Origin of the sequence: Pseudomonas zeae, from assembly GCF_014268485.2 — a bacterium.
Lineage (GTDB): Bacteria > Pseudomonadota > Gammaproteobacteria > Pseudomonadales > Pseudomonadaceae > Aquipseudomonas > Aquipseudomonas neuropathica.
Genome location: NZ_CP077090.1, coordinates 5037365 through 5058063 on the forward strand (window position 1 = coordinate 5037365; position 20699 = coordinate 5058063).

General features: G+C 60.3%; 18 protein-coding genes. 6 read left to right on the forward strand and 12 right to left on the reverse strand.

The window, feature by feature from the left end:
- Positions 1-166: 166 nt before the first annotated feature.
- The 5 genes from HU754_RS22215 to HU754_RS22235 all read right to left on the reverse strand — a co-directional run bounded on the left by HU754_RS22215 (position 167) and on the right by HU754_RS22235 (position 4342).
- Entirely contained in the window at positions 167-610 is a 444-nt protein-coding gene (locus HU754_RS22215; protein WP_186624783.1) for a hotdog fold thioesterase, read from the reverse strand.
- A gap of 31 nt (positions 611-641) precedes the next feature.
- A complete protein-coding gene (locus tag HU754_RS22220; protein ID WP_186624784.1) occupies positions 642-2297 on the reverse strand; it encodes an AMP-binding protein in 1656 nt (551 codons plus the stop codon).
- A gap of 204 nt (positions 2298-2501) precedes the next feature.
- Entirely contained in the window at positions 2502-2954 is a 453-nt protein-coding gene (gene sixA, locus HU754_RS22225) for a phosphohistidine phosphatase SixA (RefSeq protein WP_186624785.1), read from the reverse strand.
- Positions 2951-3298, reverse strand: a complete 348-nt coding sequence (locus HU754_RS22230; RefSeq protein ID WP_008087808.1) for a DUF4389 domain-containing protein — start codon at positions 3296-3298, stop codon at positions 2951-2953. The genes sixA and HU754_RS22230 overlap by 4 nt, the downstream gene beginning before the upstream one ends.
- An 18-nt stretch (positions 3299-3316) precedes the next feature.
- The gene (locus HU754_RS22235; protein ID WP_090285290.1) at positions 3317-4342 is read right to left on the reverse strand and encodes an NAD(P)H-dependent glycerol-3-phosphate dehydrogenase; all 1026 of its coding nucleotides are present in this window, start codon (positions 4340-4342) and stop codon (positions 3317-3319) included.
- A 196-nt stretch (positions 4343-4538) separates the two neighbouring features.
- On the opposite strand from HU754_RS22235, the gene HU754_RS22240 reads away from it, so the two are divergent.
- From HU754_RS22240 to HU754_RS22265, 6 genes are all read left to right on the forward strand, one after another.
- The gene (locus HU754_RS22240; protein WP_186624786.1) at positions 4539-6662 is read left to right on the forward strand and encodes a TonB-dependent receptor plug domain-containing protein; all 2124 of its coding nucleotides are present in this window, start codon (positions 4539-4541) and stop codon (positions 6660-6662) included.
- A 1-nt stretch (position 6663) separates the two neighbouring features.
- Complete coding sequence (locus HU754_RS22245) at positions 6664-7596, forward strand: ABC transporter substrate-binding protein (protein WP_186624787.1); 933 nt, start codon at positions 6664-6666, stop codon at positions 7594-7596.
- Entirely contained in the window at positions 7593-9497 is a 1905-nt protein-coding gene (locus tag HU754_RS22250; RefSeq protein ID WP_186624788.1) for an ATP-binding protein, read from the forward strand. Before HU754_RS22245 ends, HU754_RS22250 begins: the two co-directional genes overlap by 4 nt.
- A 247-nt stretch (positions 9498-9744) precedes the next feature.
- On the forward strand, positions 9745-10260 hold the full coding sequence (gene fabA, locus HU754_RS22255) for a 3-hydroxyacyl-[acyl-carrier-protein] dehydratase FabA (RefSeq protein ID WP_003227150.1): 516 nt from the start codon (positions 9745-9747) through the stop codon (positions 10258-10260).
- Between the two features lie 11 nt (positions 10261-10271).
- Complete coding sequence (gene fabB / locus HU754_RS22260; RefSeq protein ID WP_007968959.1) at positions 10272-11492, forward strand: beta-ketoacyl-ACP synthase I; 1221 nt, start codon at positions 10272-10274, stop codon at positions 11490-11492.
- A 390-nt stretch (positions 11493-11882) separates the two neighbouring features.
- Positions 11883-12071 carry a hypothetical protein gene (locus HU754_RS22265; protein WP_077574113.1) on the forward strand — a complete coding sequence of 63 codons (189 nt, stop codon included), beginning with the start codon at positions 11883-11885 and terminating at the stop codon, positions 12069-12071.
- Positions 12072-12141: 70 nt separating this feature from the next.
- Here the strand turns inward: HU754_RS22265 and HU754_RS22270 are convergent, their stop codons facing one another.
- From HU754_RS22270 to HU754_RS22300, 7 genes are all read right to left on the reverse strand, one after another.
- The gene (locus tag HU754_RS22270) at positions 12142-12684 is read right to left on the reverse strand and encodes a DUF2058 domain-containing protein (protein WP_016987455.1); all 543 of its coding nucleotides are present in this window, start codon (positions 12682-12684) and stop codon (positions 12142-12144) included.
- 25 nt (positions 12685-12709) lie between these two features.
- Positions 12710-13543, reverse strand: a complete 834-nt coding sequence (gene mazG, locus HU754_RS22275) for a nucleoside triphosphate pyrophosphohydrolase (protein ID WP_186624807.1) — start codon at positions 13541-13543, stop codon at positions 12710-12712.
- Positions 13544-13675: 132 nt separating this feature from the next.
- Positions 13676-15919: a GTP diphosphokinase gene (gene relA / locus HU754_RS22280; RefSeq protein ID WP_077574114.1), complete on the reverse strand. Its 2244-nt coding sequence runs from the start codon at positions 15917-15919 to the stop codon at positions 13676-13678.
- 101 nt (positions 15920-16020) lie between these two features.
- Complete coding sequence (rlmD, locus tag HU754_RS22285) at positions 16021-17397, reverse strand: 23S rRNA (uracil(1939)-C(5))-methyltransferase RlmD (protein WP_186624789.1); 1377 nt, start codon at positions 17395-17397, stop codon at positions 16021-16023.
- Positions 17397-18299, reverse strand: coding sequence for a cysteine synthase CysM (cysM, locus tag HU754_RS22290; RefSeq protein ID WP_175559687.1), 903 nt, complete (start codon positions 18297-18299; stop codon positions 17397-17399). The genes rlmD and cysM overlap by 1 nt, the downstream gene beginning before the upstream one ends.
- 236 nt (positions 18300-18535) lie before the next feature.
- Positions 18536-19960, reverse strand: coding sequence for a sensor histidine kinase (locus HU754_RS22295; protein ID WP_186624790.1), 1425 nt, complete (start codon positions 19958-19960; stop codon positions 18536-18538).
- Positions 19947-20669, reverse strand: a complete 723-nt coding sequence (locus HU754_RS22300) for a response regulator transcription factor (RefSeq protein WP_186624791.1) — start codon at positions 20667-20669, stop codon at positions 19947-19949. The genes HU754_RS22295 and HU754_RS22300 overlap by 14 nt, the downstream gene beginning before the upstream one ends.
- Positions 20670-20699: the final 30 nt, after the last annotated feature.

The following is a 20699-nucleotide window of genomic DNA, read 5'->3' on the forward strand; positions in this document are numbered from 1 at the left end:
TCACCCCCAGGGGGGCGAGGGGGAAAGGGAGCCGATCTCCATGCTTTTCCGAATCTGTATTCGACTCGGTATCTCAGGTCGATGAAGCACGTGAAAACAACGAGGTCGGCCCCCTCTCCCTCTGGGAGAGGGCTGGGGTGAGGGGCTGATCACTGAAGAACCCCACTCAACGCACCGGCGGCTGCTCACCCAACGGCACCACCGCCATGGTCAACCGCGACACACAACTGGCCTTGCCTTCATCACTGGTCAAGCGAATGTCCCACACATGCGTGGTGCGACCAATGTGAATCGGCTTGGCCACCGCCGTCACCCGCCCACTGCGCAAGCCGCGCAGATGGTTGGCGTTGATCTCAAGTCCCACGCAGTAAAACTTGCTGGCGTCGATGCACAGATAGCTGGCCATCGAACCGACGGTTTCCGCCAGTACCACCGAGGCGCCACCGTGCAACAAACCATAGGGCTGATGGGTGCGATGATCGATGACCATGCTCGCGGTCAGCGATTCTTCGTCGAACGCTTCGAAGCGGATGTCCAGCACTTCGCCGATGGTGTTTTTCTGGATCGCGTTCAACTGCTCGATGTCGGGAGTGGTACGCCACAAGCTCATCGCAGACTTCCTTTGTTGTTTTAGTGGTCGCTCAATCCTGCCACAGCACCGCCTCGCTGCGCTCGCTCCATTCTTCGAAACGCGCGCCATAGATGTCTTCGATGACGTTGCGCTTGATCTTCAGGGTTGGCGTGAGGAAGCCGTTTTCCACCGCCCAACTGTCCTTGACCACCACCAGTCGACGCAGGCGTTCGTGCTTGTCGAGCACGGCGTTGACCTCTTCGAGGAGTTTTTCCAGGCTCGAATGCAGGCTTGCCCGGCCCTCCTCCTGATTGACCGTCGACAAGACGCACAAGCCGAGTGGCGCGCTTAGTCCGTCCCCTACCACACACACCTGTTCAATCCGCGAATGCACGGCCAAGCGATTTTCGATCGGTGCCGGGGCAACATATTTGCCCTTGCTGGTCTTGAAGATCTCCTTGAGTCGACCAGTCAGGCGCAGGCGCCCTTCAGCATCCTGTTCGCCCTTGTCACCGGTGCGCAGAAAGCCGTCCTCAGTCAGAGTTTCGGCACTCTTCTGCGGCTCCTTGAAATAGCCGAGCATGTTCGCCTGACTGCGCACCTGCACCTCGCCCGACTCATCGATACGTACTTCGACATCCGGGCACGGCTTGCCGATCCAACCCTGCTTGTATTGCCCCGGCAGGCAGATGTGCGAGTAGCCGCAACTCTCGGTCATGCCGTAGACCTCCAGCACATCCAGGCCAAGTTTCTGATACCAGGCGAGCAAGGTCTGCGGCACCGGCGCGGCACCGGATAACGCCACGCGCAAAGCATCCAGCCCCAGGCCTGCCAGTACCTTGTGACCAACGCGCTTGCCAATGAATGGCAGACCGAGAAGAAAATCCAGACGTTTTGCCGGGATCTTGCTGTACACGCCCATCTGGAATTTGGTCCAGATGCGCGGCACACCGAACATCGCGGTCGGCCGCGCTCGCTGCAGGTCAGTGATGAAGGTCTCAAGGCTCTCGGCGAAGAAAACCGTCTGCCCGGTGTAGATCGACGCCAGTTCTACGAACATGCGCTCGGCGACGTGGCACAGCGGCAAGTACGAGAGCAATCGATCGTTCTCGTTAAGCCCGAACAGTTGCGTGCCGCGCGTCGTGGCGAAACCGAGATTGGCAAAACTGTGCATCACGCCTTTGGGCAGGCCGGTGGTGCCGGAGGTGTAAATGATCGTCGCCAATTGCTCGGCATCGGGACGGGGATCATCCTGAATCGGCGAACTGCGCTGCAAGTCGGCCCAAGTAAAATCGAAATCCCCGGGCGGGTGCAGTGGCAGGCTGATGGTCGGCAGATCCGCCGGCACGCCTTTGGACATGCCCGGCCAGTCGTCGAGCTTGCCGATGAAGGCCAGCGCGCTTTCCGAATGATTGAGCACTTGCGCAACGGAGTCGGCGGTGAGGTTGGGATACAGCGGAACGGAGACGTGCCCGGCCATCCAGATCGCCAGGTCGGCGATGATCCAGTGCGCGCAGTTTTTCGAGATCAGGGCGATATGGCTGCCCTGCGGCAACTCCCGCGCACGCAACCAATGTGCGGCGCAGCGGGCCTGATGGCCGACGTCGGCCCAGCTCAGCGTCTCGACCTGGCCGCCGCCAATGGGCTGCACGAGGAACCTCTGGCGCGGGTGCCGGGCTTCACGTTCGTAGAACACGTCCAGCGGCAAACGGAAGGCGGCAGACATGCGACTCGCTCCTGTTTTTTGGGTCTGGAGCAAGCGTAGTCAACCAAGCAAGTGCTTGGTTGGAAAATTCACACAAATAATTTCATGGTTTACGCAGAAACCAATGTGGGAGCGAGCCTGCTCGCGAATGCAGGCTGTCAGACACATAAATGATGAATGACACTCCGCTTTCGCGAGCAGGCTCGCTCCCACAAGGAACCAGCGTTATGGATGTTTGAGGCTGTTGAGGTTCATCGAGCCGATCAGCAGCTCTGCGCTTTCAAGCTCAGCCAACCCGGCAGTACTGACCTTCTCCGGCGGATACCCGGCGCCATGCTGCAGATAGCTGAGCAGATTGCCCACCAGCGGGTTGTGACTGACCAGCAGCACGTTGCTCACCGACACCAGTTGATCGGTGACCTTGTCCGGGTCGGTCTCCGGCGTCAGCCACTCGACCGTGCGAATTTCCGGCTCGAAACCCAGCGCCTCACGGACAATCTGCGCAGTCTGTTGCGCGCGCAGATAAGGGCTGGCGTAGATCGCCGTCAGCGGCTGGCCGATCAAATGGGCCGCGCTGTTCCAGACTTCTTTACGGCCGTGATCGGTCAGCTCCCGTTCGGAGTCGGGGCACGAGCCGAAAGGCACGGCTTCACCGTGACGTAATACCCAGAGTTTCATAGCTTGGGTTCCTCATCTCGAACCGGATGCGGTGCCGGTGCGACGGCGTGCGGCGCTTCACCTTCCGGAGTACGCGGGGTTGGCCAGTCGGCGAACGGCCACGGTTTCTGGTCACTGTGGAAACTGCCGAAACGGCCGATCTGCGCCAGAAACTGGCTCAGGCTGTCGCCGAAATTCATCAGGCTGGCGCTCGGGGCGCCATAGATCAAACGATAGATCAGTTGCACCAGCACCACCGCGCCGAGGATGAACTGCGCCACTTGCCAGACCAGCACGTAGACGATCATCCACAACACACGCAGAAGGATGGATTCGTACTTGGCTTCGGTTTTCGGATCGTTCATGACTTGCTCCGTGCTGACTCAGTTGAAACCACTGGTGGAAATAAAATCGACGTCGGTTTTCGGCTCGGCCCGCATCAGTAGACCGATCACCTGCTCCAGCGTGCGTCCTTCAAAGAGGATCGCATGCAGCCCGGCGACCAGTGGCATGTACACGCCGACTTCCTGAGACTTGGCCTTGAGCACCTTCAAGGTGTTGACCCCTTCAGCGACTTCACCAAGTCGCGACACCGCTTCGTCGAGACTCAAGCCCTGACCCAACGCAAAACCGACTTGATAGTTGCGACTCTTCGGCGACGAACAGGTCACGATCAGATCGCCGACACCGGCCAGACCGAGGAAGGTCATGGGGTTAGCGCCCTGATTCACGGCAAAACGGGTCATTTCCGCCAGTGCCCGGGTGATCAGCATGCTCTTGGTGTTCTCGCCCATCTCCAGCGCCACCGCCATGCCGGCGATGATCGCGTAAACGTTTTTCAACGCCCCGCCCAGTTCGACACCGAAACGGTCAGCACTGGCGTAAACGCGGAAGGTACGACCGTGCAGCGCGGCTTGCACGGCTTTACACAGTTCTTCGTCTTCGCTGGCGACCACGGTGGCGGTCAGTGCGTGTTCGGCAATCTCGCGCGCCAGGTTCGGCCCGGACAACACGCCGATGCGCGCCTGCGGGGCGATTTCTTCGAGAATCTGGCTCATCAGTTTGAAGGTCTGGGCTTCGATGCCCTTGGTCAGGCTGACCAGCATCTTGCCGCTCAACCGCTCGGCGTGGGCGGCAAGCACCGTGCGCAACGCGCTGGACGGCAGCGCGACAAAGCACAGATCGCAGGCGTCGAGGGTTTCCTGCAGGTCGGTGACGGCAGTCACCCCCGGCAGAATCTTGATGCCTTTGAGGTAACGCGGGTTTTCGCGATTGACCCGGATGGCCTCGGCCTGCTCGGGGTCACGCATCCACTGCCGGACTTGATGGCCGTTCTCGGCCAAAAGATTGGCCACGGCGGTACCAAAACTTCCGCCTCCCAGGACCGCAATCGGGCGCTGTTCAGTCATATGCAATCCGTTAATCCATACCAGTGGCGATGCCGGCATTATACGGGGCGGCCAACGCGCGGCCAGCCCCAGCAACAATTACCGACACTTGTAGGAAGAAGACCAATAAAACCTAGGAAAATGCCTGCAACGTGACTGGAAAAGTCACTGCCCTCGGTTAACATGCGCGCCAATTCTTCGCTATCAAGGTTGTGTCGTGTCATTTGGCTCTGCGTCCCCGCGTTCGTCCGTCTTACTGGCGCTGCTGTTCAGCCCGGTATTAATGGCGGACGACCTGTTCATGGACAACGAAGCACTGCCCCAAGTGCTGACCGCCACGCGCCTGAAGCAGACACCGGCGGAAGTGCCGGGAAGCATGACCGTAATTGACAACGAACTGATCCACGCCAGCGGTGCCCGCGATATCAGCGAACTGCTGCGACTGGTGCCGGGGATGATGGTCGGCAACATCAGCGGCAATCAGGCGGCGGTCAATTACCACGGCACTAACGCCAGCGAAGCGCGGCGCATGCAGGTGCTGATCGACGGTCGCTCGGTGTACCGCGCCGGTTTGTCGACGGTGGACTGGAGCGATATTCCGGTGGCCATGGAAGACATCGAGCGCATCGAAGTTTTTCGTGGCCCCAACACTGTCAGCTACGGCGCCAACGCGCTGATGGCGGTGGTCAATATCATCACGCGAAACCCGGCGGACAGCCACGGTACGCGGCTGAAGTACACCCGCGGTCAGCGCGGCATCAACGATTTCTACGCCAGCCAGGGCACCGGCTGGAATGGCGGCGATCTGCGCCTGTCGCTGTCCGGGCAAGAAGACGACGGCTTCGACAGCGATCGCAGCGGCGCCGATTACCGCGACAGCCGGCGCTTGAACCGTTTCAGTCTCGCGGTCAGCCACACCCTCAGCGATAACCAGAGCCTCGACTGGCAGGTCAACGCCAAGGACGGCAGCAACCAACGGCCGTACACCTATCGTCCGGTGTTCTCCGGGATTACCGCCGCCGGCAACAATTCCGACGTAGTCGCCAAAGATTACGCCGGCTCGGTGCGCTGGAACCTCGATCTCAACCCGGAGCACAGCCTTTATATACAAGGCTCGGCGCAACACTGGGATCGTCAGCAAACCTGGCGCGCCTGCGATGCCGAGGTGTCGTTCAGCCCCGAACTGACGCAACTGTGGCAACTCAACCCAAATTACACCGAACGCCTGGCGCGCAACATCACCCGTTTCACCGGCCCCGGCGCTGCGCCCGGCACCCCGCAGGAAATGGCCCTGGCCAATCTGGTGCTCGAGCAATGGCGTAACGGCGCCAGTCGCACCCTGTGCGGCGACATCGACCAGAGCGCACGGGAATCGCGTTACGACCTCGAAGTGCAGGACACCCTCAGCCTGTCCGACAGCCTGCGTCTGGTCAGCGGTATGAACTATCGTTACGACCGCGCCGACTCCGAAACCTACTTCAACGGCACACTGGACGACACCACGTGGCGCGCGTTCGGCCAACTGGAATGGCGTGCCACTGAACACTGGTTGTTGCAGGGTGGTGCGATGTTCGAAAACACGCAACTGATCGGCAGTTCGCTGACGCCGCGCTTCGCCGTCAATTACCTGATCAACCCGCGCCACGGCCTGCGCGCGGTTTACTCGGAAGCGATCCGCTCGCCGGACATGTTCGAGAACAACGTCAACTGGAGCTATCAGGTCAGCAACCTGCGGCCTTCGGCTTACGGCCAGTCGTCGGCGCGGTACTTCGTCAAGACGCGCGGCCCGGGCGATCTCGATCAGGAGCACATGCGCTCGCGGGAGCTGGGCTACAACGGCTACTTCGCTGAGCTGGGTCTGGCCCTGGATGTGAAGCTGTTCTACGACGAGATCACCGGAATGATCAGTGAGCCGCTGCGTAACAACCAATACATCGCCAGCAACGCTAACAGCTCGCGGTTTCGTGGCACCGAAACCCAGCTCGACTGGCGCGTGAGCCTGGCCGACCGCTTGCGGTTCACCTACGCCTTCGTCAATGCCGAAGCGAGCAACCCGCTGGACCAACAATTCACCTCACGCAACAGCGGGTCGGCGGGCTGGCTGCGCGATTGGGGCCATGGCTGGAACAGCGCCCTCTTCTATTACGGCGACAACGCGCTCAATGGCTACCGTTTCGAGCGGGTCGACACGCGCATCGCCAAACGCATCCCGCTGGGCAAAGCCCAACTGCAACTGGCCGGCGTGCTGCAACAGCGCCTCGACCATGCGCCGACCACCTTCGTCGACAATAATTACGACGAGCGACGGGTGATGTATTTCAGCGCTGAGCTGGAGTTCTAGGATGCGCTACGGGCCGTCACGGAAGCTGCCAACCCTTGGCCACTGGCTGGCCGGGGTTTGCCTGTTTCTGACCGCATGGCTGCATGGCGTGGCGGTGCAGGCCGCCGATATTCTGTTGACCGGTGCCGAGGAAAGTCCCGGCATGCAAGCATTCGTCCAGGCACTCAGCGAATTGCGTCCGACTGACAACGTGCGTTTCCAGCCGCTGGCCAGTCTGCCGGCACCGGGAAAACTGCCTGCCAGTCTGCGCCTGATTCTGCTCGACCTGCCGAGCCTCGACTGGCGCCTGCAAGACCCCCAAGGCCCGGCAACGCTGGTGCTGCGCATCAGTCGTCTGCAAGCGCGCCAGCGCCTCGGCAGCGCGCAACCGGCGCACCTGAGTTTGCTGTGGAGTGACCCACCGCTGAGCCGCCAGTTGCAGTTGATCCGACGCATTCTGCCCCAGGCCCAGCGCATCGGCGTGCTCTTCGATCAACACAGCGAATTCCTCCTCAACGAACTCAATCTCGCCGCTAAACCACTGAACCTGCAAATCGTCAGCCAGCGCTGGGACAACATCCACGACAGCCGCCCGCTGCAAACCGTGCTGAAGAACAGCGACGTGTTACTCGGCCTCGACGACCCCGACCTGTACAACCCGAAAACCGCGAAAAACCTGCTGCTCAGCAGCTATTCACGGCAAGTCGCGCTGGTCGGTCCCAACGTGGCGTTCGTCCGCGCCGGCAGCCTGGCGAGTACCTACAGCGATCAGAACGACTGGCTGGCCGTGCTCGATCATTTGCTCGACCAATCGCCGGCCAGTTGGCCGCGAACGCTCTACCCCGCACGTTTTAAAGTCTCAAGTAATGCACAGGTCGCTCGTTCCCTAGGGATCGAGCCGCTAAATGAAGCGTCTGTCGCCCAAGCGCTGGCTGAAGGAGAACGCCGTCCATGAGTTTTCGTCGCCGTTGGGACATCAACACCCGCACCCAGTTGATCAGTCTGGGCCCGGCGCTGTTGTTGACCTTGTTGCTGATCAGCTTCTTTACCTTTGTGCGCATTCAGGATCTGCGCCAGGAGCTGAACCACACCGGCCAACTGATCGCCAACCAACTGGCACCCGCCACTGAATACGGGGTGATTTCCGGCAATAACGAAGTGCTGGAAAGCCTGCTCAAAGCGACACTGGCCACGCCCAACGTGCGTTTTCTCGAAATACAGGACAGCGCCAACCGGATTCTGGTGTACGTCGAACAGCCCGCCGCCGCGCACAGTCGCCCGCATCAGGTTGAAGTGTTTCAGGCACCGGTGCGCCTGCAACGCATCGCCCTGCACAATGATTTCTTTCAGGACGGCAAGGTCAGCAACGGCGGGGCCAGCGAGGACTATCTGGGCCGAGTAATCGTTGGCTTGTCCAACGATGCCTTCAGCCAGCGCCAGCAGGAGATTCTGTTCAAGGCCGGGATTCTCGCGCTGTTCGCCCTGCTCTTCACCTTCGTATTGGCACGACGCCTGGCCGGCAGCCTGTCGCAGCCGATTCGCGACATCGGCGATGCAGTCAAGGCGATTCAGGACGGCGATTACAAAACCCCGCTGCCGATTGTCGATGACACCGAACTGGGCGCGCTGTCGCAGCACATCAACAACCTCGCCCAAGCGCTGGAACAGGCCAGCCGTGAGCAGCACCAGGCCATGGCGCAACTGATTCAGACCCGCGAAGAGGCGGAAAAGGCCAACAACGCCAAGTCGGACTTTCTGGCGATGATGAGCCACGAACTGCGCACGCCCATGAACGGCGTGCTGGGCATGCTGCAACTGCTGGAAACCACCGAGATGACCGAGGAGCAGGTCGAATACGCCGCCCTCGCCTCGGAGTCCACCGAACACCTTTTGAAAGTCATCAACGACATTCTCGACTTCTCGCGCATCGAACGCTCGGAGCTGGAACTGGAGCACATCCCGTTCAACCTCGCCGAACTGATCGGCGCCTGTGCGCAGTCGTTCCAGCACAGCGCGGTACAGCGAGGGCTGGCGCTGAATCTGCGGATCCCGGACGACATGCGCGGTTTGCAGGTGCAGGGCGATCCGACGCGGATCCGGCAGATTCTGGTCAACCTCGTCGGCAATGCACTGAAGTTCACCGAACAGGGCCGGGTCAGCATCGAGGCGCAGTGGCAATCGCTGGATCACGAATTGCTGTGGTTCACCTGTTCGGTGCGTGACAGCGGCATCGGTATTTCTTCTGAAAGTCTGGAGCTGATGTTCAACGCCTTCCAGCAGGCCGACAGTTCGATTTCACGACGTTATGGCGGCACCGGTCTCGGTCTGCCGATCGCACGTACATTGGCCGAACGCATGGGCGGCACCTTGCGCGCGCAGAGCGAGGAAGGTCGCGGTTCGGTATTCAATCTGGAAATTCCCCTGGCACTCTATAAGCAGGCGCTGCCGCCCCTGGCTGCGCCGCGTGCACTGAACGGCAAAGAGCATGGTGAAGGGCGCAATGTGTTGCTGGTCGAAGACAATCCAGTGAACCAGACCGTTATTGAAGCGATGCTGCGCAGTCTGGGCTTTACTGTCAGTGTTGCTACCGATGGCGCACAAGCCGTGCGCAGCGCCGAGGGCAGCGACTTTGAAGTGATTCTGATGGATTGCCGTTTGCCGATCATCGATGGCTACGAGGCTACCCGGCAGATCCGACTGCTACCCGGACGCAGCGAAGTGCCGATCATCGCGCTGACCGCCAACGCCTTGCAGGGCGACCGGGAAACCTGCCTGTCGGCGGGCATGAACGATTATCTGGCGAAGCCGTTCAAACGTAATGATCTGCAGCAGATTCTGCAGCGCTGGGTGTCGTAGTGTGGGCCTTTCGACCATCTGCGACTGGCGTGAAAAGCGAAAGTGCGGCAGTCTTAGGCACCCGAACGAGCCTCAAAAGGGGCTTGAATAAAAATTTCAGTGCACAAGTGTACATTCATGTCCTTGGTGCTGTGACTTTCACCACAACGCAATAGTCTATGAGTAGGCTGCCGGTTCGAGGCATGAACGCTTCGAACGGTCGGGAAGATTTGCCCCACCTGCCGCATGGGATTATTGAGGAGCTCGCATGACCAAACAAAACGCCTTTACTCGGGAAGATCTGCTGCGCTGCAGTCGCGGTGAGCTGTTCGGCCCAGGTAACGCGCAACTGCCCGCCCCGAACATGCTGATGGTCGATCGCATCACCCTGATCAGCGAAGAAGGCGGCAAGTACGGCAAAGGTGAATTGGTCGCCGAGCTGGATATCAACCCTGACCTGTGGTTCTTCGCGTGCCACTTCGAAGGCGATCCGGTGATGCCGGGCTGCCTGGGTCTGGATGCCATGTGGCAACTGGTCGGTTTCTTCCTGGGCTGGCAAGGCCTGCCGGGCCGTGGCCGTGCGCTGGGTTCAGGCGAAGTGAAGTTCTTCGGTCAGGTGCTGCCGACCGCCAAGAAAGTCACCTACAACATTCATATCAAACGCGTCCTCAAGGGCAAGCTGAACCTGGCCATCGCCGATGGTTCGGTGACTGTCGACGGTCGCGAAATCTACACCGCCGAAGGCCTTCGCGTCGGCGTGTTCACCTCCACTGACAACTTCTAAGGGTTATTCGCATGCGCCGCGTCGTTATCACTGGTCTGGGCATCGTTTCGTGCCTGGGCAATGACAAAGAGACCGTCTCCGCTAACCTGCGTGCAAGCCGCCCTGGCATCCGGTTCAACCCGGAATATGCTGAAATGGGTCTGCGTAGCCAGGTTTCCGGCTCCATCGACCTCAACCTTGAAGAACTGATCGATCGCAAGATCTATCGCTTCGTCGGCCACGCAGCCGCGTACGCCTACCTGGCCATGAAAGACGCCATCACTGACTCTGGCCTGACCGAAGAGCAAGTGTCCAACCCGCGTACCGGCCTGATCGCTGGTTCCGGTGGTGCTTCCACGCTGAACCAGATGGAAGCGCTGGACATCCTGCGCGAGAAAGGCGTCAAGCGCGTTGGCCCGTACCGTGTAACGCGGACCATGAGCAGCACCGTTTCCGCTTGCCTGGCCACGCCATTCAAGATCAAAGGCCTGAACTACTCCATCGCATCTGCCTGCGCCACCAGTGCTCACTGCATCGGTACCGCCATGGAACAGATCCAGATGGGCAAGCAGGACATCGTTTTCGCCGGTGGCGGTGAAGAAGAGCACTGGAGCCAGTCGTTCCTGTTCGACGCAATGGGCGCTCTGTCCAGCAAGCGTAACGACACCCCGGAACAAGCTTCCCGTGCCTACGACGCTGACCGTGACGGTTTCGTCATTGCCGGCGGTGGCGGTATGGTCGTGGTTGAAGAACTGGAACACGCTCTGGCCCGTGGCGCGAAGATCTACGCCGAAATCGTTGGCTACGGCGCAACGTCCGACGGCTACGACATGGTTGCCCCAAGTGGCGAAGGCGCGATCCGCTGCATGCAGATGGCGATGTCCACCGTTGATACGCCGATCGACTACCTGAACACCCACGGCACCTCGACTCCGGTCGGCGACGTCGCGGAAATGAAAGGTGTGCGTGAAGTGTTCGGCGACAAGGCACCAGCGATCAGCTCGACCAAGAGCCTGTCCGGTCACTCGCTGGGCGCCGCCGGCGTTCACGAAGCGATCTACTGCATGCTGATGATGGAAGGCAACTTCATTGCCGGTTCCGCCAACATCGACGAGCTGGACCCTGAAGTGGCCGACCTGCCGGTGCTGACCAAGACCCGCGAAAACGCCACCATCAACACTGTGATGAGCAACAGCTTCGGCTTCGGCGGCACCAACGCCACGCTGGTACTGAAGCGCTGGGAAGGCAAGTAATTCCCCCCGCTTGAGCCACACATGAAAACGCCCCGACTGGTTCGGGGCGTTTTTTTTGCCCGAAGAAAATAGCAGGTACACCGCAAAACCCTGTGGGAGCGAGCCTGCTCGCGAATGCGATATTCCAGTCATCCTATCGTCGTCTGACCCACTGAATTTGCGAGCAGGCTCGCTCCCACAATGGGTTTCGGCGCTTCTGAAAATGAAACTTCTGTCATGAAACCTACCGCCCTGCGACCGAATGTCGCGGATTACGCGGGCTGCAGCACTGTTGCAAAAAACGCAATAACACCTTGCGCAAATCAAGCGTTTACTTAGCAAGCTAACAAATCATATAAAAGAGTCCTGCACACGCCTTGCTGCAGATAACTTGAGATTTGGAGCTAGCAGATGACTGTAAAAGTAACTGAACGCGACGATTCACACATGTCCCACGAAGGCGTAGCCGCCGGCATCCGCATCTGGGACGTGCATCAACAAGACTTGCTGGTCGGCATGTTCCACAACGAGATCGATGCCCACAACTACAAGGCCGAACTCGAAGTGCAAGAGCAACAACGCGAAACCCGTTCCTCCTGATTCAACCACAGCATTGAAAACGACAAACCCCGCCATGAGCGGGGTTTGTCGTTGTTACAGCTTTATCGATTTACCACATCAGGTCATCAGGGATCTGATACGCCGCGTACGGATCGTCCTCGGTGCTGACCTCTTCGGTCTGCACGTTGAGCTGGACGATGCGCTGTGGATCGCGCTCCTGGATCTTCAGGGCCGCTTCACGCGGGATCACTTCGTAGCCGCCGGCATGGTGCACGATCGCCAGCGAACCGCTGCTGAGCTTGTTGCGCATCAGCGTGTTGACCGAGATGCGCTTGACCTTCTTGTCATCGACGAAGTTGTAGTAGTCCTCGGTGGTCAGCTTCGGCAGACGCGAGACTTCGATCAGTTGCTTGACCTGTGCTGCACGCGCCTTGGCTTCAGCTTTCTCTTTCTGCTGGCGGTTCAGCTCCTGGTCACGCTTGACCTTCTCGGCCATGGCTTCCTGGGCGGCACGCTGCTGCGAGTCATCCAGTTCGATCTGACCTTTGTGCGCCAGACGTTGCTGCTTTTGCTTGTCCTTGCTGACTTGCTTGGCCTGCTTTTGGTTGACCAGGCCTGCTTTGAGCAACTGGTCGCGAAGGGAAATACTCATGGTGCTTACTCACTTGGGCAGTGGCTCAGCCGCAGCCGGGCAAATTCTTTTCCTGACGTTTGGCTTCACCCCACAGGGCGTCCAACTCTTCGAGGGTGCAATCTTCTATGGGACGGTGGGTGTCGCGCAATGCCTGTTCGATAAATCGGAAACGTCTTTCGAACTTGCCGTTGGCGCCACGCAGCGCAGTTTCCGGGTCGACCTTCAGATGCCGGGCCAGGTTGACCACGGAAAACAGCAGATCGCCGATCTCGTCAGCCACGGCTACAGGATCGTTTTCGGACATGGCTTCGAGGACTTCATCGAGTTCTTCGCGCACCTTGTCGAGCACCGGCAAGGCGTCTGGCCAGTCGAAACCGACCTGGCCTGCGCGCTTCTGCAACTTGGCCGAACGCGATAATGCCGGCAACGTTGCCGGCACGTCATCGAGCAGTGACAGTTGCTCGGGCGCGGCAGATTTCTCCGCGCGCTCTTCAGCCTTGATCTCTTCCCAGCGCTGCTTGACCTGTTCTTCGCTCAAGCGCGGCACATCCAGCGGCGCGTAGAGATCGCCGGCGGGAAACACGTGGGGATGACGACGGATCAGCTTACGGGTAATGCTGTCGATCACCCCGGCAAATTCAAAGCGCCCTTCTTCCTTGGCCAACTGGCTGTAATAGACGACCTGAAACAGCAGATCGCCGAGCTCGCCCTGCAGATGATCGAAGTCGCCGCGTTCGATGGCGTCGGCCACTTCGTAGGCTTCTTCGAGGGTGTGCGGAACGATGGTCGCGTAGGTTTGCTTGATGTCCCACGGGCAACCGTATTGCGGATCGCGCAGACGGTTCATCAGGTGGAGCAGGTCTTCAAGGCTGTACATCATTTATCTCTCACCACAAAACCCATGTGGGAGCGAGCCTGCTCGCGAAAGCGGTGTGTCTGCAACAATGAAGTCGACTGACACACCCTCTTCGCGAGCAGGCTCGCTCCCACAGTTGATCGGCGTCGATGTTCAAGGCGTACGGTTACGCCGCGTTTCGATGATGTTCGGCAACTGCGAAATCCGCCCGAGCAACCGCCCCAGCGCATCCAGCCCCGGGATCTCGATCGTCAGGGACATCAGCGCGGTGTTGTCTTCCTTGTTCGAGCGGGTGTTGACCGCCAGCACGTTGATGCGTTCGTTGAGCAATACCTGCGAGACGTCACGCAGCAGACCGGAACGGTCGTAGGCGCGGATAACGATGTCCACCGGATAGGTGAGCACCGGCACCGGGCCCCAACTGACCTGGATGATCCGCTCCGGCTCGCGCCCACCCAGTTGCAGCACCGAGGCGCAGTCCTGACGGTGAATGCTCACGCCACGACCCTGAGTGATGTAACCAACGATGGCATCGCCCGGCAGCGGCTGGCAGCAGCCGGCCATCTGCGTCATCAGGTTGCCGACGCCCTGGATCTGAATGTCGCCGCGCTTGCCCGGTTTGTAACCGGTGGCTTTGCGCGGAATCAGTTCCAGCTGCTCGTTGCCGCGTTCCGGTTCGACCAGTTGCTGCGCGAGGTTGACCAGTTGCGCCAGACGCAGGTCGCCGGCACCGAGGGCGGCGAACATGTCTTCGGCGGTTTTCATGTTGGCCTTGTCGGCCAGCTTGTCGAAGTCCACCGCAGGCAGACCGAGGCGCGTCAGTTCGCGCTCGATCAGGGTTTTACCGGCGGCAACGTTCTGGTCGCGCGCCTGCAATTTGAACCAGTGGACGATCTTCGCCCGCGCCCGCGAGGTGGTGACGTAACCAAGGTTCGAGTTCAGCCAGTCGCGGCTCGGCGTACCGTGCTTGCTGGTGATGATCTCGACCTGCTCACCGGTCTGCAGGCTGTAGTTGAGCGGCACGATGCGCCCGTTGATCTTCGCGCCACGGCAGTTGTGGCCGATCTCGGTGTGCACGCGATAAGCGAAGTCCAGCGGCGTCGCGCCTTTCGGCAAGTCGATGGCGTGGCCATCGGGGGTGAAGATGTAGACCCGATCCGGCTCGATATCGACACGCAGCTGTTCGGCCAGACCACCGATATCGCCCAGCTCTTCGTGCCACTCGAGGACCTGTCGCAGCCAGGAGATTTTCTCTTCGTAGTGGTTCGAGCCGGATTTGACGTCGGTGCCCTTGTAGCGCCAGTGCGCGCAGACACCGAGCTCAGCCTCTTCATGCATCGAGTGCGTACGGATCTGCACCTCGAGCACTTTACCCTCAGGGCCGATCACCGCCGTGTGCAGCGAGCGGTAGCCGTTCTCTTTCGGGTTGGCGATGTAGTCGTCGAATTCTTTCGGGATGTGCCGCCACAAGGTGTGGACGATGCCGAGCGCGGTGTAGCAGTCGCGCATTTCCGGGACCAGCACGCGCACCGCACGCACGTCGTAGATCTGGCTGAATTCCAAACCCTTGCGCTGCATTTTGCGCCAGATCGAATAGATGTGTTTGGCCCGGCCGCTGATGTCGGCATCGACGCCGGTGGCCTGCAATTCATCCTTGAGCTGGGTCATCACATCGGCGATGAAACGCTCACGGTCCAGCCGTCGCTCGTGGAGCAACTTGGCAATCTGCTTGTATTGATCTGGCTCGAGATAACGGAAGGACAAGTCCTCCAGTTCCCATTTGATATGACCGATGCCGAGGCGGTGCGCGAGCGGCGCATAAATGTCGAAGACTTCGCGGGCGACGCGGTTACGCTTTTCGTCGTCGGCGGTTTTCACCGCACGAATGGCGCAGGTGCGTTCGGCGAGTTTGATCAGGGCAACGCGAACGTCATCGACCATCGCCACCAGCATCTTGCGCAGGTTTTCCACCTGCCCTTGCGTGCCCATGACCATCGACTGACGCGGGCTGAGGCTGGCACTGATGGCGGCCATGCGCTGCACGCCGTCGATCAGCTTGGCCACCACCGGGCCGAAGCGCTGGCCGACGGCCGCGAGTTCGATCTGGCCTTCACGCACGCCGCGATACAGGACCGCTGCGACCAGCGAATCCTGATCGAGCTTGAGGTCGGCGAGAATCTCGGCGATTTCCAGGCCCGTACTGAAACTGCCGGAGCCTTCGGCCCACAGATTCTTCCTGGCATTGGACTGTTGTTCGGCCTCGCGAGCGAACTCGCAGGCTTCTTTCAAGGCTTCGCGATCCAGTGCCAGATCGACACTGACCGCGTGATCGAGCCAAGCCTCGAGATTGATACTGCCGTCAGTGTTGATCGGCTGGTGTGCTCTCACCTGTACCATCTTGCTTTACCTTCCCTACGACGCAGATTCAATGCGTCAAATCGCTGACCCTTGTTGCCCGTTTGCGCTCGCGGGGCTAAAGCGAGCGCTGCACGGACAGATCAGGCGGATTCAGACGAGCCATCCTGGCTCGCTTCAAATAACGCCATGGCCTCGACATGTGCCGTCTGAGGAAACATATCGAGAATCCCGGCACGTTTTAACCGGTAGCCCTGCTTGATCAATTCGACCGTATCGCGCGCCAGAGTTGCAGGGTTGCACGACACATACACCAACCGTTTGGCACCCAGGGTCGCCAGCTTGCGAACCACCTCGAAAGCACCGTCACGCGGTGGGTCCAAGAGTACCGCAGAAAAGCCGTTTCCGATCCACTGGGCATCGGTCAAAGGCTGGGATAAATCGGCTTGAAAAAACTTTGTGTTATGCAAATTGTTACTAGCGGCGTTGGCTTCAGCGCGATCAACCATGGTCTGCACGCCTTCGACCGCCACCACTTCCCGAACGGTTTTGGCCAGCGGCAAGGCAAAGTTGCCCAGGCCGCAGAACAGATCCAGCACGCGCTCGCCGCTACCGGGTTTCAGCCAGTCCAGCGCTTGCGCAACCATGGCTTCGTTGACGCCGGCATTGACCTGGATGAAGTCACCCGGGCGGTACGCCAGATCCAGATCCCACTGCTCCAGGCGATAGCCCAGCGCCTGGGTCGCATCGACCGGTTGCGGCTCGCCCTCGCCATGCAGCCATAATTGCGCTTCATGGAACTGGCAGAATTCCTTGAGAATGGTCAGATCCGCTTCCGACAACGGCGCCATGTGCCGCAGCAGTACCGCCAGTGACGAGCCACTGAACAACTCGACATGGCCCAATGCTTGCGGTTTGCTCAAACGACGGAGCATCTCCGGCAAACGGGTCATGATCGGTTGCAAGGGCTGTACCAGCACCGGGCATTCGTTGATCGCGACGATGTCCTGGCTGCCGGCGGCACGGAAACCGACTTCGAGTTTCTTCGCCTTCATGTCCCAGCGCACCGCGATGCGGGCACGACGGCGATAGCCAAATTCGGGACCGGTCAGCGGCGCTGCCCACGCGTCAGGTTCGACACCGGCGACACGCGACAATTGCTCGGCGAGCATGCGCTGTTTCAGGGCAAGCTGTTCGCTGTGGGGCAAATGCTGGACGCTGCAACCGCCACAACGACCGGCGTGCTGACACGGTGCCGGGCGACGCAGTTCGCTGGCTGTGAACACGCGCTCAGTGCGCGCCTCGACCACTTTGCCGTGGGCGCCGAGCACCCGCGCTTCGACCTCTTCGCCGGCGAGGGCGCCGAGGACGAACCAGGTTTTGCCTTCGAAAAACGCAATACCGCGACCATCATTGGCCAGGCGCTCAATGGTCAAGCGCTGCTTTTTGCCGGTCGGAATTTGCGCGGCCTTGCTCCCGCCCGTGGGCTGGAAGCGCAGGCCTCTCTCGTGCTTGGCCATCAGTTAGGCGCGTCGAAAATGCCGGTCGACAGGTAACGGTCGCCACGGTCGCAGATGATCGCGACGATCACCGCGTTTTCAACTTCTTGGGACAGGCGCAGCATCGCTGCCACCGCACCGCCCGAGGACACGCCGCAGAAGATACCTTCTTCGCGGGCCAGACGACGGGTGACGTCCTCGGCCTCGCTTTGCGCCATGTCGACGATACGGTCGACGCGGTCGGCCTGGTAAATCTTCGGCAGGTATTCCTGCGGCCAGCGGCGGATGCCGGGAATGGCCGAGCCTTCCATCGGTTGCAGACCGACGATCTGCACGCTGTCGCTCTGCTCTTTCAAGTAGCGCGACACGCCCATGATGGTGCCGGTGGTGCCCATCGAACTGACGAAATGGGTAATGGTGCCCTGGGTCTGACGCCAGATTTCCGGACCTGTGGTGGTGTAGTGCGCCTCAGGATTGTCGCCATTGGCGAACTGATCGAGCACCTTGCCACGGCCTTCGGCTTCCATGCGCTGCGCAAGGTCGCGGGCGCCTTCCATGCCTTCTTCCTGGCTGACCAGAATCAGCTCGGCACCGTACGCGGTCATCGCCGCTTTACGCTCGGCGCTGGAGTTGTCCGGCATGATCAGGATCATCTTGTAACCCTTGATCGCAGCGGCCATGGCCAGCGCGATCCCGGTGTTACCCGAGGTCGCTTCGATCAGCGTATCGCCGGCGTGGATCTGCCCGCGCAACTCGGCGCGAGTGATCATCGACAACGCCGGACGGTCCTTGACCGAACCTGCCGGGTTATTCCCTTCGAGCTTGAGCAATAGGGTGTTGCTGGTAGCACCGGGCAGGCGCTGCAAACGCACCAGCGGCGTGTTGCCGACGCAATCGGCGATGGTTGGGTACTGCAAGGTCATGGCGTATTCGCAATCCAGACGTGCGGGGGCGCCTATCATACCGGCAAACCCGCGCAGGCCATATCACGCAAAGTGCGGTGCTTATGGTTTATGGGAATAAGGGATTGAAAGTCGCACCAGTGGTGCGACTTTTGCGGTGGGTCATCTTAATTGGCGGTGATGCGTATGGCCTCTTCGCGAGCAGGCTCGCTCCCACAGGGAGTAGTGTCAGCAGTGATGACACTATTAACTGTTGATCACACAATCTGCGGCGAACCGAGTTCCAATGTGGGAGCGAGCCTGCTCGCGAAGGCGTCAGTCGGCGCAACACCGTCATCCGCCAGCAACCGCAAATTCAACCGCAACCCTGCCCCGCTATTTTCCGCCCAAATACTCCCGCCCTGACGCTGCACGGCATTGCGCGCGATGCTCAGCCCCAAGCCAAAACCACCGTCCCCGGGCCGCGAGCCATCCAGTCGGGTGAACGGTGAGAAGATCCGTTCCAGATCCCCTTCCGCTACGCCGCCGCCCTGATCTTCCAGCCACAGGTGCCAGAAATCGCCATCGCGCCGTCCATCCAGTCGCACGATCCCACCCGGCGGCGAATGCCGAATGGCGTTGCGCAAAATGTTCTCCAAAGCCTGCGCCAGCGTATTCAGGTTGCCACGCACCCAGCACGACGCTTCGACCGAACACTGCAGCTGCAGACTCGGCCAGCCGCTTTCATAACAGGCGTTGTCCGTGAGCATTTCCCACAGGGCCTGAATCTGAATCGCCTCGTCGGGCAATGGCGAGCGGTCAGTATCGAGCCAAGCCAGTTGCAGGGTGTCTTCGACCAGTCTTTGCATACCGTCGACTTCACGACCGATACGTTCGCGTAGCTGCACCAAATCCTGCTCGCTTTCGCTGGCGACGCGCAGGCGGCTCAGCGGCGTGCGCAATTCGTGGGACAGATCGCGGAGCAATTGCTGTTGCAGAGCGACGGTCGATTGCAGGCGTTCGGACATGGAGTCGAACGCCCGCGCCAGTTCACCGAGTTCATCCGGGCGCTGGGTGATGCCGCTCGACAACCGCACATTCAACTGGTCGGCGCGCCAGGCGTTGGCCTGTTCGCGCAGGTTGTTCAGGGGCACGACCAGCAAGCGGTACAGACCGACACACAGCAATAACGTGAACAACCCGGGAATCACGCCGTTGGTGATGACGCGCCAGAACACCCGGTACTTGCCCGGAACAAATCGTTCGGGCAATTCGATCACCAGGCTGCCGGCAGACGGCTCTTTGGGGAAAGGAATGCGCAACCACGGCCGGCCTTTCTTGTGGATCGGCCAGTCGAGCCCGCGCAAGAAGGTCAGGTGCTGAATTTCCTGATCATTCAGCGGATCATTGCTCAGCGACTGTAAGTTGCCACCGATCACACCGACCCAACTGGCTTCACGCAACTCCATGCTCTGCAACCAGTCATCGACCCCGCTGCGGCCGCCGTGCTGCCAAGCCTGTTCCGCTTGCGCGGCGTAACGCGTCAGAGTGCCGCGCGCGTCGTCGGAGAGGAACTGGTTGCGCTCCTCCATATAACGTCCCCACGACCAGCTCAGCCAGATCATCAGCAGACAAAATGCGACCAGCAGAAACGCCAGTTTCCAGAACAGCGAATGCCGCCCCGGCAGTTCAGAGCGTTTCATCGGCGGCGCTCAGAACGTAACCCTTGCCCCAGACCGTACGCACTTCCCGCTCGGTGTAACCGATGGCTTTGAGCTTGCGGCGGATCTGGCTGATGTGCATGTCGAGGCTGCGATCGTGGGCCGCGTAGCCGCGCTGCAAAACGTGCTGATAAAGGAAGGCTTTGCTCAGTACTTCCTCTTCGTTGCGATTGAGGGTTTCGAGCAAACGGAATTCGCTGCGCGTCAGCCCGGCGGGTTGTTCGCGGAAAAACACATCGCACTGTTGGTCATCGAAGCGCAGCGTACCGACCGCCACTGGCGCCGCCAGCGCTGCCGGGCGCCGATCCAGCGCAACCCGGCGCAGGATCGCTTCGATGCGCACATGCAACTCGGCCATGCTGAACGGCTTGGGCAAATAATCGTCAGCACCGAGACGGAAACCGCTGATGCGATCCGCCTCGGCGCCGAGGGCCGACATCAGCAGCACTGGCGTCGTGTGGCTCTGGCGCAATTGCGTCAACACCTGCAAACCGTCCAGGCCCGGCAAGAGGATATCCATCAGCACCACGTCGAACGGCTGGCGCGTGGCGATGTTCAGGCCCTCCTGGCCGTTCTGGCACCACGTCACCTGAAAGCCGATGCGGCCCAGATGTTCGTGAACATAGGCGCCGAGTACCGGATCGTCTTCGATGGAGAGAATGCGTGGCTGGCCAGCGGAAACAGGAGTCATGAGTATCTGCAAGTAATTCTCAGTTGAGAC